The sequence below is a fragment of the Pseudomonas sp. S3_E10 genome (assembly GCF_054667615.1).
On record NZ_CP162743.1, the window covers coordinates 3,111,479 to 3,126,214 of the forward strand.

General features: G+C 60.5%; 16 protein-coding genes and 1 pseudogene. 11 read left to right on the plus strand and 6 right to left on the minus strand.

Annotated features, from left to right (window positions below):
• Positions 1-11: 11 nt before the first annotated feature.
• Positions 12-587 carry a DUF6436 domain-containing protein gene (locus tag AB4N98_RS14110; RefSeq protein WP_017530907.1) on the minus strand — a complete coding sequence of 192 codons (576 nt, stop codon included), beginning with the start codon at positions 585-587 and terminating at the stop codon, positions 12-14.
• A gap of 99 nt (positions 588-686) precedes the next feature.
• Between AB4N98_RS14110 and bipL the strand changes: the two genes are divergently transcribed.
• Positions 687-1,628: a phospholipase BipL gene (gene bipL / locus AB4N98_RS14115; RefSeq protein ID WP_026067503.1), complete on the plus strand. Its 942-nt coding sequence runs from the start codon at positions 687-689 to the stop codon at positions 1,626-1,628.
• Positions 1,629-1,733: 105 nt separating this feature from the next.
• Here bipL and AB4N98_RS14120 read toward each other — a convergent pair whose 3' ends face one another.
• On the minus strand, positions 1,734-2,486 hold the full coding sequence (locus AB4N98_RS14120) for a DUF2059 domain-containing protein (protein WP_017530909.1): 753 nt from the start codon (positions 2,484-2,486) through the stop codon (positions 1,734-1,736).
• 131 nt (positions 2,487-2,617) lie between these two features.
• Between AB4N98_RS14120 and AB4N98_RS14125 the strand changes: the two are divergent.
• Together AB4N98_RS14125 and AB4N98_RS14130 are read left to right on the plus strand one after the other, a co-directional pair.
• Positions 2,618-3,247: pseudogene (locus tag AB4N98_RS14125) on the plus strand (2OG-Fe(II) oxygenase); the annotation flags it as partial.
• 3 nt (positions 3,248-3,250) lie between these two features.
• Entirely contained in the window at positions 3,251-3,736 is a 486-nt protein-coding gene (locus AB4N98_RS14130; RefSeq protein ID WP_017530911.1) for a 2-thiouracil desulfurase family protein, read from the plus strand.
• Positions 3,737-3,768: 32 nt separating this feature from the next.
• On the opposite strand, the gene AB4N98_RS14135 is transcribed toward AB4N98_RS14130, so the two are convergent.
• Positions 3,769-4,263 carry a transporter substrate-binding domain-containing protein gene (locus tag AB4N98_RS14135; protein WP_017530912.1) on the minus strand — a complete coding sequence of 165 codons (495 nt, stop codon included), beginning with the start codon at positions 4,261-4,263 and terminating at the stop codon, positions 3,769-3,771.
• A gap of 134 nt (positions 4,264-4,397) precedes the next feature.
• Here AB4N98_RS14135 and AB4N98_RS14140 point away from each other — a divergent pair, with 134 nt between their 5' ends.
• Positions 4,398-4,838: a DUF4399 domain-containing protein gene (locus AB4N98_RS14140; protein ID WP_017530913.1), complete on the plus strand. Its 441-nt coding sequence runs from the start codon at positions 4,398-4,400 to the stop codon at positions 4,836-4,838.
• A gap of 69 nt (positions 4,839-4,907) precedes the next feature.
• Here AB4N98_RS14140 and serA read toward each other — a convergent pair whose 3' ends face one another.
• A complete protein-coding gene (serA, locus tag AB4N98_RS14145; RefSeq protein WP_003176761.1) occupies positions 4,908-6,137 on the minus strand; it encodes a phosphoglycerate dehydrogenase in 1,230 nt (409 codons plus the stop codon).
• 204 nt (positions 6,138-6,341) lie between these two features.
• Here serA and AB4N98_RS14150 point away from each other — a divergent pair, with 204 nt between their 5' ends.
• The 4 genes from AB4N98_RS14150 (at position 6,342) to AB4N98_RS14165 (ending at position 10,529) form a co-directional block, all read left to right on the plus strand.
• Positions 6,342-7,736 carry an FAD-binding oxidoreductase gene (locus AB4N98_RS14150; RefSeq protein ID WP_116078138.1) on the plus strand — a complete coding sequence of 465 codons (1,395 nt, stop codon included), beginning with the start codon at positions 6,342-6,344 and terminating at the stop codon, positions 7,734-7,736.
• Positions 7,737-7,747: 11 nt separating this feature from the next.
• Entirely contained in the window at positions 7,748-8,413 is a 666-nt protein-coding gene (locus AB4N98_RS14155; protein WP_017530915.1) for a fumarylacetoacetate hydrolase family protein, read from the plus strand.
• Positions 8,414-8,567: 154 nt separating this feature from the next.
• A complete protein-coding gene (locus AB4N98_RS14160) occupies positions 8,568-9,494 on the plus strand; it encodes an SdiA-regulated domain-containing protein (RefSeq protein WP_017530916.1) in 927 nt (308 codons plus the stop codon).
• A 120-nt stretch (positions 9,495-9,614) separates the two neighbouring features.
• On the plus strand, positions 9,615-10,529 hold the full coding sequence (locus tag AB4N98_RS14165) for an SdiA-regulated domain-containing protein (RefSeq protein WP_017530917.1): 915 nt from the start codon (positions 9,615-9,617) through the stop codon (positions 10,527-10,529).
• 36 nt (positions 10,530-10,565) lie between these two features.
• Here the strand turns inward: AB4N98_RS14165 and rpiA are convergent, their stop codons facing one another.
• Positions 10,566-11,237 carry a ribose-5-phosphate isomerase RpiA gene (gene rpiA / locus AB4N98_RS14170; protein ID WP_017530918.1) on the minus strand — a complete coding sequence of 224 codons (672 nt, stop codon included), beginning with the start codon at positions 11,235-11,237 and terminating at the stop codon, positions 10,566-10,568.
• Positions 11,238-11,374: 137 nt separating this feature from the next.
• Between rpiA and ilvA the strand changes: the two genes are divergently transcribed.
• Together ilvA and AB4N98_RS14180 are read left to right on the plus strand one after the other, a co-directional pair.
• Complete coding sequence (gene ilvA / locus AB4N98_RS14175; RefSeq protein WP_017530919.1) at positions 11,375-12,889, plus strand: threonine ammonia-lyase, biosynthetic; 1,515 nt, start codon at positions 11,375-11,377, stop codon at positions 12,887-12,889.
• Between the two features lie 43 nt (positions 12,890-12,932).
• A complete protein-coding gene (locus AB4N98_RS14180; protein WP_017530920.1) occupies positions 12,933-13,346 on the plus strand; it encodes a DUF2269 family protein in 414 nt (137 codons plus the stop codon).
• A gap of 100 nt (positions 13,347-13,446) precedes the next feature.
• On the opposite strand, the gene AB4N98_RS14185 is transcribed toward AB4N98_RS14180, so the two are convergent.
• The gene (locus AB4N98_RS14185) at positions 13,447-14,103 is read right to left on the minus strand and encodes a histidinol-phosphatase (protein WP_068938091.1); all 657 of its coding nucleotides are present in this window, start codon (positions 14,101-14,103) and stop codon (positions 13,447-13,449) included.
• Positions 14,104-14,246: 143 nt separating this feature from the next.
• On the opposite strand from AB4N98_RS14185, the gene AB4N98_RS14190 reads away from it, so the two are divergent.
• Positions 14,247-14,726 (plus strand): RNA pyrophosphohydrolase, encoded by a 480-nt coding sequence (locus AB4N98_RS14190; RefSeq protein ID WP_003176750.1) that lies wholly within the window; start codon positions 14,247-14,249, stop codon positions 14,724-14,726.
• Positions 14,727-14,736 lie beyond the last annotated feature (10 nt).

Sequence of the window (14,736 nt, forward strand, 5' to 3'; positions counted from 1 at the left end):
GAGTGGAGTGACTAACGAGCTTCAGGCCACGAACAATAGCAGCCCACCGCCAGGGTGTGCGTGGCATTCACGTCGCGCCCCGTTCCAAGGGCTTTGAGGATCGGCTCGATGAAGCTGTTGCTCGAATTGCACGTCAGCCCTTCGCTGTAGGGCCCGAAATACGCAAGCTTGCCGCTGCGATCCCAGATGCCCACGGCGGGGCTGGCGGGCACTTGATCGGCGCCGGGCAGGGTTGTGAGGGTTTTCATGGTGCGCAGGTTATCGGGCAGTTGGCCGTGGCTGCCGGGCTTTTGCAGGGCATAGAACTCAACGCCCTGGGGCGCGTACTGCTCGATCAGTTCGCCCAGGTGCTGCTGGTTGCCGACATTGCATGGGCAGGCCGGGTCCCAGAAGTGCACCAGGCGAATCGGGCCTGGCCCGGCGAGGTCGGCGGGCAGTTTCAAGGGGTCACCGGAAAACACCGCCGTGTGCTCGCTGAACGCACGCAGGTAGCGGCCCTGGAACCAGTTATATGCCGCCCATAGCACGCCGGCGCAGAGGATCAGGACCAGGCTGGCGAACAGGGCGTTACGGTAGGGCGGTCGCATTCAGATCTATCCTCGAAGGTCGCGTAGCTTGCCATGCTTGCCCTGACAGATGAATATCGCAGCTCGATATTCATCTTCGCCGTCAGTCTGGAAGCCTTTATGCCCGTCACCTTTGACCCCGATCATCTGCGCGACAGCTTGCGACCCCTGGTGGATGCGCAACCGCTCAGCGCCGAGGCGCGGGTGTATCAGCGTTTCTACGGCTTGGACCTGGCCGCGCGCAAAGTGCCGGCCGTGAGCCGCCTGGGGCGTTTGGAGGTTGACGGGTTCGCGGTGGTGGCGCAGGTGTGGTGGCCACCCGCTCCGGTGGCGACGATGTTCATGTTCCACGGCTTCTACGACCATATGGGCCTATACCGCCACGTAGTGGACTGGGCGCTGGACCAAGGCTTTGTGGTGATTGCCTGCGACCTGCCGGGCCATGGTTTGTCCAGCGGCGCACGGGCCAGCATCGATGACTTCGCGGTGTACCAGAACGTGGTGCAGGCGCTGTTCGCCCAGGCCGAGGCGCTGCACCTGCCGCAGCCCTGGCACCTGTTCGGGCAGAGTACTGGCGGCGCGGTGGTGGTGGATCATTTGCTCCACCACGGCGCCGACAGCCCGGCGCAGGGTAAGACCTTCCTGCTGTCGCCGCTGGTGCGTCCGCGTGCCTGGGGCTGGTCCCAGCTGAGTTATTACCTGCTGCGGCCGTTCGTCAACGGTATCGCCCGGCGATTCAGCGAGAACACCAACGATCCTGAATTCAAGCCGTTTTTGGAAGCCGACCCGCTGCAACCGCGCCAACTGCCCACCGCCTGGGTGGGTGCGCTGTTGCGCTGGATCAAGCGCATCGAAGCCGCGCCGCGCAGCCCACGGCGGCCGATAATCGTGCAGGGCGAGGAAGATATGACGGTGGACTGGCAGCACAATTTGCAGGTGCTGCGGGGTAAGTTTGATCAGCCGCAGGTGTTGATGCTCAAGCGCGGTCGGCACCATTTGGCGAACGAGATTCCCGAGATTCGCGATGAATATTTCAGCTTTCTCACGGATCAATTGAAGTAACACAGTCCAAATGTGGGAGGGGGCTTGCTCCCGGTAGCAGTGTGTCAGGCAAACATTTTTTGCTGATCCACCGCTATCGGGAGCAAGCCCCCTCCCACATTTTTATTACTGCGTCAGGCTTGAGGTGCTTTGGCCAACCGCAAGACCTGCGCGAATGGCGGCCAACGCCGCCTGGTAATACGCCTTGCCTTCCGGCGACTCCGCAAACGTCGCGAATTCTTCCAGCTCGGGGTCAGACAAGTCTCGATAGACGTACAGCAACGTGTTGTTCAGGTCGTTGCCAATCTGCTGCATCAAGCGTTCGCGCTGCCCATTCAACATGCCTTGTGCCTGGCCGCCGCCCAGTAGGCCGGGGATCATCTGGCTCAAGCTGTCTGCGGCCACGCCGGCAATCGCCAGGCTCACTTCGGCCCCGGCTTCACGGGCAGGCAATGCCTGGGCCAGGTGGCCGATGATCAGGCTGCGGGTCGCGTCGGCTTCGATCTTCGGCAGGCCCTGAGCGTTTTTTGCCAGTTGGTCGCGGCGGGTGGCGAGCAACTCGGCGGCGACAATCTTGCGGCCCAATGGCGATTGGAAGAACGCCAGCGCAGGCTTTGGGTCCGCCAGGTTTTTGCGCAACTGCGCCTCGGCGCGTTGGTCCATGGCCTGGGCGGCAAAGCGCTTGTTGCTGTTGTCCACCAACGCCTGATACACCGCCGGCGGCAGGCTATTGCGGTAGCGCTGCTGGGCCGCACTGAGGGCGTCATTGAAATGCGCACGTTGTTCGGCCCAGCCGGCGACCTTGTACAACTGGTCATGGCCGTCTGCCCAGGCGGGCAAAACGCAGAACATCAGCAAGGAAAAAAACAAACGACGCATATGGACTCCTGTCAGTCGGCCACTATTGTCCGTGTCGGGCGTAGGATTTGTCGAGAAGTCCTATCAGTCACCTGACTAAAGTGTATTCAGACGCTCGACGGCGCTGTCGGATTTGAAGACGTATGGATACTATGCGCGCCATGCAAATGCCCCTTGATCATCCCCTGCTGCAACGCATCGTCGACGACCTGGCCGAAAAAGGTTGGTCGCAGCAGAACGGCTTCCTGCCCCAGGCTCTGACCCTGGAACTGGCGGCTGAGTGCCGTAAACGTGCGGTCGAAGGTGAGTTGGCGCCGGCAGCGGTGGGGCGTGGGCCGGCCCAGGAGATTCGCGAAGGTATTCGCGGCGACCACATCCAGTGGCTGGAGGCGGGCGACGCCGCCGTCTGCGACCGCTACATGGCGGTGATGGACAGCCTGCGCCTGGCGATGAACCGGGGTCTGTTCCTCGGCCTGGAAGATTTCGAAAGCCATTTCGCGATGTACCCGCCGGGGGCGTTTTACCTCAAGCACCTGGATCGTTTTCGCGACGATGACCGGCGCATGGTCTCGGCGGTGATCTACTTGAACGATGCCTGGTTGCCGGAACACGGCGGCCAGTTGCGCATGTACCTCAAGGACGGCGTCGAATACGACGTGGTGCCCAGCGGCGGATGCCTGGTGGTGTTCCTGTCGGGCGAAGTGCCCCACGAAGTCATGCCTGCCACGCGCGAACGCCTGTCCCTCACCGGCTGGTTTCGCCGGCGCGGCAATGAGCCCTTTGACATGCAAAAGATCCTGGTCAGCCGCTGCTTGCTCGGACACAAAGTGCGCTACGACGGCGGCGCCAGTGGGCCGTTCGATCAACTGGCCGTGTGGCAAGCCGAAGGGCGCGTGATTGCGATCTGCCCGGAAGTGGCAGGCGGTTTGCCGACGCCCAGGCCTCCTGCCGAGATCCCCGGTGGGCAGGGCATCGATGTGTGGGACGGTCGGGCCCAGGTGCTGACCGCCGAGGGCGAAGATTTCAGCGCCGCCTTCCTCGACGGGGCCCGGCAGGCGTTGGCATTGGTGCAACGGCACGGCATCCGTATCGCCATCCTCAAGGCCAACAGCCCGTCCTGCGGCAACCTGCTGACCTATGACGGCACCTTCAGCGGCGTGAAGGTCACTGGCGAAGGCGTCACGGCGGCGCTGCTCAAGCGCCACGGTGTACAGGTGTTCAGTGAGCTGGAGTTGCCGGCGGCGGCGGTGCATCTCTCAAGTCTTGAGTAAGTGGGAGGGCAAGCCCCCCACTACTTTAGGATCTACTCAGACTTATCCACCGGTGTTGTTCCTTCAAGCCACTTCTGCGCCAGCGCCTTCAGCCGGCCATCATCCTTTACCCGCTTCAACGCGCCGTCCAAGCTGCTCTTGAACGCCGGGTTGCCCTTCTGGAACGGGATCGCCAGCTCGGGTTTCTCGTGATAAGCCTCGCTGAAATCGAACTGATTCTCTAGCTCGGCAGTCTTAGCGATATGGTTGATGGCCACGTCGTATTTGCCGCTTTCTACACCGGCAAGCAGGTCGGCCTCATCGGTGGTGATAAACGAGGAGCGTACGTCCATTTCCTTGGCCAACTGTTCACCCAGCTCCACTTCAAAGCCGGTGAGCTTGTCGCCTTCCTTGAAGTTGTAGGGCGGGGTGTTGGCTTCAAGGACGATGCGCAGCTCACCCCGATCATTGACGTCGTCGATCAGTTCGGCATGAGCCAGGGGGCTCAGCAGGGGAAGCAACAGTAACAGGCCAGGCGAAACGCGCATGGTCACTCCTAAAGAATTCGAATGTGCGAGGCGCCGTTCCGCATCGCTTTGCTATGGTGGTGAGTGCCTTGGACAGCAATTTGTCGCGAAGTTGTCATAACCCTACAGATTTCACAGAAAAACTGGAGAAGCGAATGAAAGCCTTTTTGACCCGTGCAACCGTTGGCAGCCTGCTGCTGGGGGCCTCGCTGTTGGCCAACGCCGCCGATGTTCCGCATACCCCTGCGCCGAAGGGGGCTGAGGTGTTTATCGTATCGCCCAAAGACGGTGCCACTGTCGACAAGACGTTCACCGTCAAATTCGGGGTAAAAGGCCTGGACCTGGAGCCGATCGACAAACAAGTGCCAGGGGCTGGTCACCATCACCTGCTAGTTGACCGGGACGTGCAATCGCTCAAGGCGGACGAGGCTATTCCAGCCGATGCGACCTCCATTCACTTCGGCAAGGCCCAAACCGAAACCGAACTGACCTTGACCCCCGGTAAGCACACGCTGCAATTGGTGGCCGGGGACAACGTGCATCGCCAATTCGAGCCCACGGTCGCCTCCAAAGTCATCACGGTGACCGTCAAGTAAGCGTTATTCGGACAAAAAAATGGGAGGCCCCTGCGGGTCTCCCATTTTTTGTGCCGCGCTTTTAAAGCGTTAGAACAACACGCGGCTACGGATAGTGCCGTTGATGTGCTGCAGCTTCTCTTGCGCCAGGTCCGAGTATTCGGCGTCTACGTCGATTACCACGTAGCCGACCTTCTCGTTGGTCTGCAGGAACTGACCGGAGATGTTGATGCCGTTTTCCGCGAAGACCTTGTTGATCTCCATCATCACGCCAGGAATGTTCTGGTGGATGTGCAACAGGCGGTGCTTGCCAGGGTGAGCCGGCAATGCCACTTCCGGGAAATTCACGGACGATACCGAGGTACCGTTGTCGCTGTACTTGACCAGCTTTTCCGAGACTTCCAGACCAATGTTGGCCTGGGCTTCAGCGGTGGAGCCGCCGATGTGCGGGGTCAGGATCACGTTGTCCAGGCCACGCAGCGGGCTTTCGAAGATGTCGTCGTTGGAGCGCGGCTCCACCGGGAACACATCGATGGCGGCGCCGATCAGGTGCTTGTCCTTGATCGCATCGGCCAGGGCGTCCAGCTCGACCACGGTGCCGCGTGCAGCGTTGATCAGAATGCCGCCTTTCTTGATCGCGCGGATTTCCTTCTCACCAATCATCCACTGGGTCTCAGCGGTTTCCGGAACGTGCAGGGTCACGATGTCGGACATGCCCAGCAGCTCGGTCAGGCTCGACACTTGCGTGGCGTTGCCCAATGGCAGCTTGGTCAGGGTGTCGTAGAAGAACACCTGCATGCCAAGGCCTTCAGCCAGTACCGACAACTGAGTGCCGATCGAGCCGTAACCGACGATACCCAGCTTCTTGCCGCGGATTTCGAAGGAGTTGGCCGCGCTTTTGATCCAGCCGCCACGGTGGCAGGAAGCGTTCTTCTCGGGAATACCGCGCAGCAACAGGATGGCCTCGGCCAGCACCAGCTCCGCAACGGAACGGGTATTGGAATACGGTGCGTTGAACACCGCGATGCCGCGCTCGCGTGCTGCGTTGAGGTCGACCTGGTTGGTGCCGATGCAGAAACAGCCCACTGCCACGAGTTTCTTGGCGTGATCGAAGATCTCTTCGGTCAGCTGAGTGCGGGAGCGAATGCCGATGAAGTGCGCGTCGGCGATCTTTTCCTTGAGCTGGGCTTCCGGCAGAGAACTGGTGATGTACTCAATGCTGGTGTACCCGGCGGCTTTCAGAACGTCGACAGCCGATGGGTGGACGCCTTCCAGAAGAAGGAACTTGATCTTGCTCTTATCGAGAGAAGTCTTGCTCATCTGCGTAAACCTGTATCCCGGAGAAAATTGGCAGGGAATCGGATCGCTTAAGCTGACCCGGACGGCAGGAAAGCCGTCACCGCAGAAACGCCCTTGGGCTCTGTCCTGCGGGGGCGGTATGCTAGCATACGCGCCCCGCTAACACTCATTCCTGCGACGTGAAGCGTTCTCAGGATGACCATGAATTGTTCGAGAGTTCTGTCGATGACCCATCCTGCCCTGATTGATGAGCTGAAGACCCTGGTTGAGCCCGGCAAAGTGCTGACCGACGCAGACTCCCTGGAGGCTTACGGCAAGGATTGGACCAAGCACTTCGCACCCGCGCCCACCGCCATCGTCTTCCCCAAGACCGTTGAGCAGGTCCAGGCCATTGTGCGTTGGGCCAATGAACGTAAGGTGGCGCTGGTGCCATCGGGCGGTCGCACCGGCTTGTCAGCAGCCGCTGTGGCGGCCAATGGCGAAGTGGTGGTGTCCTTCGACTATATGAACCAGATCCTCGACGTGAACCTCACCGATCGCACCGCCGTGTGCCAGCCGGGCGTGGTCACCAAGCAATTGCAGAACGTCGCCGAAGAAAACGGCCTGTACTACCCGGTGGATTTTGCCTCGTCCGGTTCCAGCCAGATCGGCGGCAACATCGGCACCAATGCCGGCGGGATCAAGGTGATTCGCTACGGTATGACCCGTAACTGGGTGGCGGGCATGAAGGTCGTCACCGGCAAGGGCGATGTACTGGAACTGAACCGCGATCTGATCAAAAACGCCACCGGCTACGACATGCGCCAGCTGTTTATCGGCGCTGAAGGCACCCTGGGGTTTGTGGTCGAAGCCACCATGCGCCTGGATCGTGCGCCGAAAAACCTCACCGCCATGGTGCTGGGCACCACCGATTTCGACTCGATCATGCCGGTGCTGCACGCCTTCCAGAGCAAGCTGGACCTGACGGCCTTTGAGTTCTTCTCGGATAAGGCCCTGGCCAAAGTCCTCGGTCGTGGCGATGTGCCTGCGCCGTTCGAAACCGAGTGCCCGTTCTACGCGTTGCTTGAATTCGAAGCCACCACCGAAGAAGTCGCCAACCACGCCCTGGAAACGTTCGAACATTGCGTCGAGCAGGGCTGGGTGCTGGATGGCGTGATGAGCCAGAGCGAAACCCAGCTGCATAACCTGTGGAAGCTGCGCGAGTACATCTCCGAGACCATCTCCCACTGGACGCCCTACAAAAACGATATCTCGGTTACTGTGTCCAAAGTGCCGGCGTTTTTGCGGGAAATTGACGCCATCGTCGGCGAACACTACCCGGACTTCGAAATCGTATGGTTCGGCCACATCGGCGACGGCAACCTGCACCTGAACATCCTCAAGCCGGAAAACCTGAGCAAGGACGAGTTCTTCGCCAAATGCGCCACCGTCAACAAGTGGGTGTTCGAGACCGTCGAGAAGTACAACGGCTCGATCTCCGCCGAGCACGGCGTGGGCATGACCAAGCGCGATTACCTCACCTACAGTCGCTCACCGGTTGAAATCGAATACATGAAGGCCGTGAAAGCGGTGTTCGACCCTAACGGGATCATGAACCCAGGCAAGATCTTCGCTATTTAAGGAGTCGTTCCATGAGCTACCAGCACAAATACGTCGACGGCACCAACGTCCACTTCCCGGTGGGTAAAGTGGTGTGCATTGGGCGTAACTACGCCGAACATGCCAAGGAACTGGACAACCCGGTACCGACCGAGCCGTTGCTGTTCATCAAGCCGGGCAGTTGCGTGGTGCCGCTGGAAGGTGGTTTCGCCATTCCGACCGAGCGCGGTTCGGTGCATTACGAAGCGGAAATCGCGGTATTGATCGGCAAGCCGCTGTCGAACAAGCCAAGCCGTGAAGAAGTGCTGGACGCCATTTCCGGTTTCGCCCCGGCGTTGGATTTGACCCTGCGCGACAAGCAGGCCGAGTTGAAGGCCAAGGGCCTGCCGTGGGAAATCGCCAAGTCCTTCGATGGCGCGGCGGTGATCGCACCTTTTGTGGTGAGCAGTACCTTTGCCGACGTGACCGACATCGGCATCCGGCTGACCATCAATGGTGAAGTGCGCCAGGACGGCAACAGTTCGCAGATGCTCAACCCCATCGTGCCGATGATTCAGCACATGGCCGGCTGCTTCTCGCTGCAGGCCGGCGACGTGATCCTCACCGGCACCCCGGCTGGCGTGGGCCCGCTGAATGTGGGCGATGAGCTGGTGCTGGAACTGGCCGGCGTGAATCGCTTCGAAAGCGTCGTTCGCTGATTAACATGTGGGAGGAGGCGTGCCCCCTCTCACCTTGGCTGGGTGTACACCTTTGCATTTTTTTCACACGCCATCCGGATAATCCCCAGCCTCGACCGCGCGGGCCCGTTGATCCTGTGCTATCACCTACGCTGACTTTCCGGAAAAGCGCCCAATGGCCGTGTCCCTGCCCTCCGCCACACCCAAGCTGCGTTCTCGTTTCGCCCTGCGCTGGTATTCCTGGCTGTTTCTGGCGGGCGTGATCGTCTATGGCGTTTCCTGGGCCATGCATTGGGATGATCGCGGTGTGCTGTGGGTATTGGAGCGATTTGAAACCTCCACCGAACGCAGCGAAAGTGTGTGGCTGCCGGACTATCACGCCGTCATCGATGCCAAGGTGCTGCCGGGCATGGAGAAGGATGAGGCCTCGGACGTCTCTTACAACCCGCAGACCAAAACCCTGTTTTCCGTCATGGGCAAAAACCCCTTCCTCGTTGAGTTGACCCTGCAAGGCGATGTGCTGCGCAAAATGCCACTTAATGGCTGGAGCAACCCGGAAGGGGTGACAGTCATGGAAAATGGCCTGCTGGCGGTGGTCGACGAGCGTGATCACAGCCTGACCATTGTTAAGGTCGACGCCACCACCCAGCACTTGAACAAGGCCGATTTCCCGAGTTACGACCTGGGGCCGTCCAAGGATCAGAACAAAGCGTTCGAAGGCGTTACATGGGACCCGCGCAACCAGCAGTTTGTATTGGGCGAAGAACGCCCGCCGGCGTTGTTCACCTGGAAAAGCGACGGCAGCCAGACCCTGGTTGGCGCCAAGCAAAAACTGGCCAGTGAAGAACTGGACATGCGCAACCTCTCGGCCCTGGCCATCGACCCGCGCACCGGCCACCTGCTGGTGCTGTCGGCCGACTCGCACCTGCTGCTGGAGCTGAACGAGAAGGGCGAACAAGTCAGCTTCATGACCCTGCTCGGCGGTTTCAACGGCCTCAAGAACACCATCCCGCGCGCCGAAGGTGTGACCATGGACGAGAACGGCACCCTGTACGTGGTCAGTGAGCCGAACCTGTTCTATCGTTTCGAAAAGCAGAAGTAGCACACCGATTACGTCGAATACGTCTCCAGTTGCGGCATTCGCCAGACAGACGGGCGCGTTTAAGTTTAAATTCAGACAGGCGTGATATTCATTCGCCACTTTTGATTTTGAGCCCGCCCAATGCGTCGACTAGCCCGCCCCAAACCCATTCTCATTGTGCTTGCGCTGATCGCCCTGATCGGCGCCGGGGCCGTGGCGCAGCATTTTCGCCTGTTCGAGCGTGCCTGGTTCAACTGGCAGGCCTGGCGCCAGCCGACGGATGCGCGTTCCATTGGCCTGGCGGATTACCGCGTGGACTTGCAAGCCCAGGTGATCGAGGGGCTCGACGATGATGTCTCGGCCCTCACCTATGACCCGGTGCGCAAAAGCCTGTTTACCGTCACCAATAAAAACGCCGAACTGATCGAGCTGTCCCTGCAAGGCAAGATCCTGCGGCGTATTCCCCTGGTGGGCTTTGGCGACGCCGAGGCGGTGGAATTTATCAGCGACAACATCTACGTCATCACCGACGAGCGTCAGCAACGCCTGATCAAGGTGCATGTCGACGACGATACCCGCTTCCTCGATGCCGCCGATGCCGAACAAATGACCTTGGGCGTGCACGTCGGCGGTAACAAGGGATTTGAAGGGTTGGCCTATGACTCGGCGGGCAAGCGCCTGTTCGTGGCCAAGGAGCGCGACCCGATGCTGATCTACGAGGTTCACGGGTTTCCCCATTTCAAACCGGAAAAAACCTACTCGGTGCACGTGATCAACAACCCCAAGCGTGACGCCGGGCTGTTTGTGCGCGACCTGTCGAGCCTGCAATACGACGAGCGCAGCGGCCATTTGCTGGCGCTGTCGGATGAGTCGTTCCTGGTGTTGGAGCTGGATATCGACGGTCGTCCGCTGAGCAGTCTTTCTCTACTCAACGGGCGTCATGGCCTGAGCAAGCGCGTGCCGCAGGCCGAAGGGATCGCCATGGACGACGAAGGCACGTTGTACCTGGTCAGTGAGCCGAACCTGTTCTACGTCTTCAAGAAACCCAACCCCTGACACACCGCCGAGCAAAAGTGTGTGAGGGGGCTTGCATCAGGCCTTGAGGGTTTTGACGCCTTCAGCGGTGCCCAGCAGCAGCACATCCGCCGGGCGCGCGGCGAACAGGCCATTGGTGACCACGCCGACAATCGCATTGATCTGCGTCTCGAGCTTCACCGGATCGGTGATCTGCATGTTGAACACGTCGAGGATGATGTTGCCGTTGTCGGTCAACACGCCTTCGCGGTATACCGGGTCACCGCCCAGTTTCACCAGCTCGCGGGCCACGTGGCTGCGGGCCATGGGGATCACTTCCACCGGCAGCGGGAAGGCGCCGAGTACCGGCACCAGCTTGCTGGCGTCGGCGATGCAGATAAAGGTCTTGGCCACGGCCGCGACGATCTTCTCGCGGGTCAGGGCCGCGCCGCCGCCCTTGATCAGGTTCAGGTGTTCGTCGCTTTCATCGGCGCCGTCGACGTAGAACTCCAGATCACTCACGGTGTTGAGTTCGTATACCGCAATGCCGTGGCCTTTGAGGCGCGCCGCGGTGGCTTCGGAGCTCGCTACCGCGCCATCGAACGCGCCCTTGTGGCGGGCCAGCGCATCGATAAAGCAGTTGGCGGTGGAGCCGGTGCCGACACCGACGATGCTCTTGTCGTCGAGTTTGGGAAGGATTAAATCGACAGCGGCCTGGGCCACTGCCTGTTTGAGTTGATCCTGGGTCATGCGGGCTCCGGAACGGGCGGGGAGTTATCGAGGGGCGCGAGTATAACCCAACAAAACCTCGGGATTCGTGTGGTCGTGCGGCCAAAAGCCGGGTTAGACTCCTCGGCCCTGCCCAACCCGCCCAGTGATGCTTTCCGATGCTCGAACAGTACGTCAAAAAGATTCTCACCTCGCGCGTTTACGACGTTGCCGTGGAAACACCGTTGCAGACCGCCCGCCAGCTCTCGGAGCGGCTGGGCAACAAGGTCTGGCTCAAGCGCGAAGACTTGCAGCCGGTGTTCTCGTTCAAGATTCGCGGTGCCTACAACAAGCTGACCCAGTTGAGCGCCGAAGAACGTGCGCGTGGCGTGGTCACGGCGTCGGCGGGCAACCATGCGCAGGGCCTGGCCCTGGCGGCCAAGGTGCTGGGGGTCAAGGCCACGATCGTGATGCCCAAGACCACGCCCGAAATCAAGGTCGAAGGCGTGCGCTCGCGTGGCGGCAAAGTGGTGTTGCACGGTGATTCCTTCCCGGAAGCCCTGGCCTACTCGCTCAAACTGGTCGACGAAAAAGGCTACGTCTACATCCACCCTTACGATGATCCACACACCATTGCCGGGCAGGGCACCGTGGCGATGGAGATCCTGCGCCAGCACCCGGGGCCGCTGGATGCGATTTTTGTTCCGGTGGGCGGCGGCGGGCTGATCGCCGGCATCGCGGCATATGTGAAGTACCTGCGCCCCGAGATCAAGATCATCGGCGTAGAGCCGGACGACTCCAACTGCCTGCAAGCGGCCATGGCGGCGGGCGAACGCGTGGTCTTGCCGACGGTGGGTATTTTTGCCGATGGCGTGGCGGTGGCGCAGATCGGCCAGCACACCTTCGATATCTGCAAAGACTATGTCGATGAAGTGATTACCGTGAGCACCGATGAAATCTGTGCGGCCATCAAGGACATCTACGACGACACCCGCTCCATCACCGAGCCTGCGGGCGCGTTGGGTGTGGCGGGCATCAAGAAGTACGTGGAGAGCCGTGGTGTCAGCGGCCAGACCTTCGTCGCCATTGATTCCGGGGCGAACGTCAACTTCGACCGCCTGCGCCACGTGGCTGAGCGCGCCGAGTTGGGCGAAGGCCGCGAAGCCATCATCGCCGTGACCATTCCCGAACAACCGGGCAGCTTCAAGGCGTTCTGCGAGGCCGTGGGCAAACGCCAGATCACCGAATTCAACTACCGCTATCACTCCGGCAGCGAGGCGCACATTTTTGTCGGCGTGCAGACCCACCCGGAAACCGACCCGCGCAGCGCGCTGATCGCCAGCCTCACAGAGCAAGGCTTCCCCGTGCTGGACCTCACGGAGAACGAGCTGGCCAAGCTGCACATTCGCCATATGGTTGGCGGGCATGCGGCGCACGTCAGCAACGAAGTGGTGTTTCGCTTCGAGTTCCCGGAGCGTCCGGGGGCGCTGTTCAACTTCCTTAACAAGTTGGGCGGGCGCTGGAACATCTCGATGTTCCACTATCGCAACCACGGCGCAGCCGATGGCCGTGTGGTGGCCGGCCTGCAAGTGCCGGCGAGCGAGCGTCACCTGGTGCCGGCGGCCCTGGAGGCGATTGGCTACCCGTACTGGGATGAAAGTGATAACCCGGCCTATAAACTGTTCCTCGGTTGAGCGACTACGCTGATTAGGGCGCGGCCTTTAAGGAAGACGACACATGGAAACCCTGATCACCCTGAAAGTTATCCACATCGCGGCCACCGTGGTGTTGCTGCTCAGCGGCCTCGGCCTGGCGCTGCTGGCCTGGCGCAAACGCAGCGCCGGCGCGGCGGTGACCGTGCAACGCCCGTGGGCGTTCGTGTGGTTGTTGATGGGCATATGCGTGGTGAGCATGCCGTTCACCGGCTGGTGGCTGGTGCACCTGACCGGCTGGCCGCTGGGGCAAACCTGGATCCTGGGCTCCAGCATCCTCTACACCGTCGCGGCGTTGGCCTGGTTCTGGCTGGTGGCGCGGCTTAATCGCCTGCGTAAGGGGGAGGGCGGCAGCTTGAATTTCACCCTGGTGCTGGCGGTGGTCAGCCTGCTGGGGTTTGTGGCGATTGCGGGGTTGATGGGGGCTAAGCCGGTTTAAGGCTTGAGACAGAGTTGCCTGCATCGGGAGCAAGCCCCCTCCCACATTTGAATGTATTCACACCTCAAAGTGTGGGAGGGGGCTTGCCCAGATAGGGCCATCAGCTACGCAGCGTAATCACCGGCCAACCCCGCTTCTCGGCCTCGGCGCGCAAATTCGGGTCCGGATCCACCGCCACCGGGTGGGTCACCTGCTCCAGCAGCGGCAGATCATTCATCGAATCGCTATAAAAATAGCTGTCTTCCAAGCTATGCCCAGTCTCTTCGAGCCAACGATTCAAGCGCGTCACCTTGCCCTCGCGAAAGCACGGCACATCGGTACTGCGCCCGGTATAACGGCCATCTTGCATCTCGCACTCGGTGGCGATCAGGGTTTCGACACCCAGGCGTGCGGCAATTGGCGCGGTGACGAAACGGTTGGTGGCGGTGATGATCACCAGCTTGTCGCCGGCGGCGCGGTGTTTGGCCAGCAGTTCCACGGCCTTGGGCAACATGATCGGTTCGATGCAGTCGCGCATATAGTCGTTGTGCCACTCATCCAACTGGGTCATCTCGGTGCGGCCAAGGATTTCCAGGCAGAAGTTCAGGTAGGCGGCGTTATCCAGGCGGCCGGCAAGATAGTCCTGATAAAACTCGTCGTTGCGAGCCTTGTAGGCTACCGCGTCGAGAATCCCGCGTTCGCACAGGTAATCGCCCCACGCGTGGTCGCTGTCACCGCCGAGAAGGGTGTTGTCCAAGTCGAATAAAGCCAGGCGCATTGCAGTTACTCGCTGAAAAGTCTGTAAAAAGGCGTCCAGAATACGGTCTTTTCACAAGAGTGCACATAAGCTAAGAAGCCTCGTTGCCGCTGGAACAACCTTTGTGGAACAATGCGGCGACATGCGTTTGCGAGGTTGTTGCCGTGATCGACCCCGATGGTTTCCGTCCTAATGTCGGCATTATTCTTACGAATGACGCCGGACAGGTGCTATGGGCTCGCCGAATCAACCAAGATGCCTGGCAGTTTCCTCAAGGTGGAATCAACCCCGATGAAACCCCTGAAGACGCCTTGTACCGTGAGTTGAATGAAGAAGTCGGCCTTGAGCGTGAAGATGTGCAAATTTTGGCCTGTACCCGCGGTTGGTTGCGCTATCGTTTGCCGCAACGCCTGGTACGTACCCACAGCCAACCGCTGTGCATCGGCCAGAAGCAAAAATGGTTTCTCCTGCGCCTGATCTCTAACGAGCAGCGGGTGCGGATGGATTTGACCGGTAAACCGGAGTTCGATGGCTGGCGTTGGGTCAGCTATTGGTACCCGCTGGGCCAGGTGGTGACATTCAAGCGCGAGGTTTATCGTCGCGCTCTCAAAGAGCTTGCCCCGCGCCTTTTAGCGCGCGACTGACGACGGAGTT

Coding starts and splice junctions, on each gene's coding strand:
- AB4N98_RS14140 (WP_017530913.1), top strand. CDS start 4,398: ATGAAAGCCTTTTTGACCCGTGCAACCGTTGGCAGCCTGCTGCTGGGG.
- ilvA (WP_017530919.1), top strand. CDS start 11,375: ATGCTCGAACAGTACGTCAAAAAGATTCTCACCTCGCGCGTTTACGAC.
- AB4N98_RS14110 (WP_017530907.1), bottom strand. CDS start 587: ATGCGACCGCCCTACCGTAACGCCCTGTTCGCCAGCCTGGTCCTGATC.
- bipL (WP_026067503.1), top strand. CDS start 687: ATGCCCGTCACCTTTGACCCCGATCATCTGCGCGACAGCTTGCGACCC.
- AB4N98_RS14150 (WP_116078138.1), top strand. CDS start 6,342: ATGACCCATCCTGCCCTGATTGATGAGCTGAAGACCCTGGTTGAGCCC.
- AB4N98_RS14185 (WP_068938091.1), bottom strand. CDS start 14,103: ATGCGCCTGGCTTTATTCGACTTGGACAACACCCTTCTCGGCGGTGAC.
- AB4N98_RS14160 (WP_017530916.1), top strand. CDS start 8,568: ATGGCCGTGTCCCTGCCCTCCGCCACACCCAAGCTGCGTTCTCGTTTC.
- AB4N98_RS14135 (WP_017530912.1), bottom strand. CDS start 4,263: ATGCGCGTTTCGCCTGGCCTGTTACTGTTGCTTCCCCTGCTGAGCCCC.
- AB4N98_RS14120 (WP_017530909.1), bottom strand. CDS start 2,486: ATGCGTCGTTTGTTTTTTTCCTTGCTGATGTTCTGCGTTTTGCCCGCC.
- serA (WP_003176761.1), bottom strand. CDS start 6,137: ATGAGCAAGACTTCTCTCGATAAGAGCAAGATCAAGTTCCTTCTTCTG.
- AB4N98_RS14180 (WP_017530920.1), top strand. CDS start 12,933: ATGGAAACCCTGATCACCCTGAAAGTTATCCACATCGCGGCCACCGTG.
- AB4N98_RS14130 (WP_017530911.1), top strand. CDS start 3,251: ATGCAAAAGATCCTGGTCAGCCGCTGCTTGCTCGGACACAAAGTGCGC.
- AB4N98_RS14155 (WP_017530915.1), top strand. CDS start 7,748: ATGAGCTACCAGCACAAATACGTCGACGGCACCAACGTCCACTTCCCG.
- AB4N98_RS14165 (WP_017530917.1), top strand. CDS start 9,615: ATGCGTCGACTAGCCCGCCCCAAACCCATTCTCATTGTGCTTGCGCTG.
- rpiA (WP_017530918.1), bottom strand. CDS start 11,237: ATGACCCAGGATCAACTCAAACAGGCAGTGGCCCAGGCCGCTGTCGAT.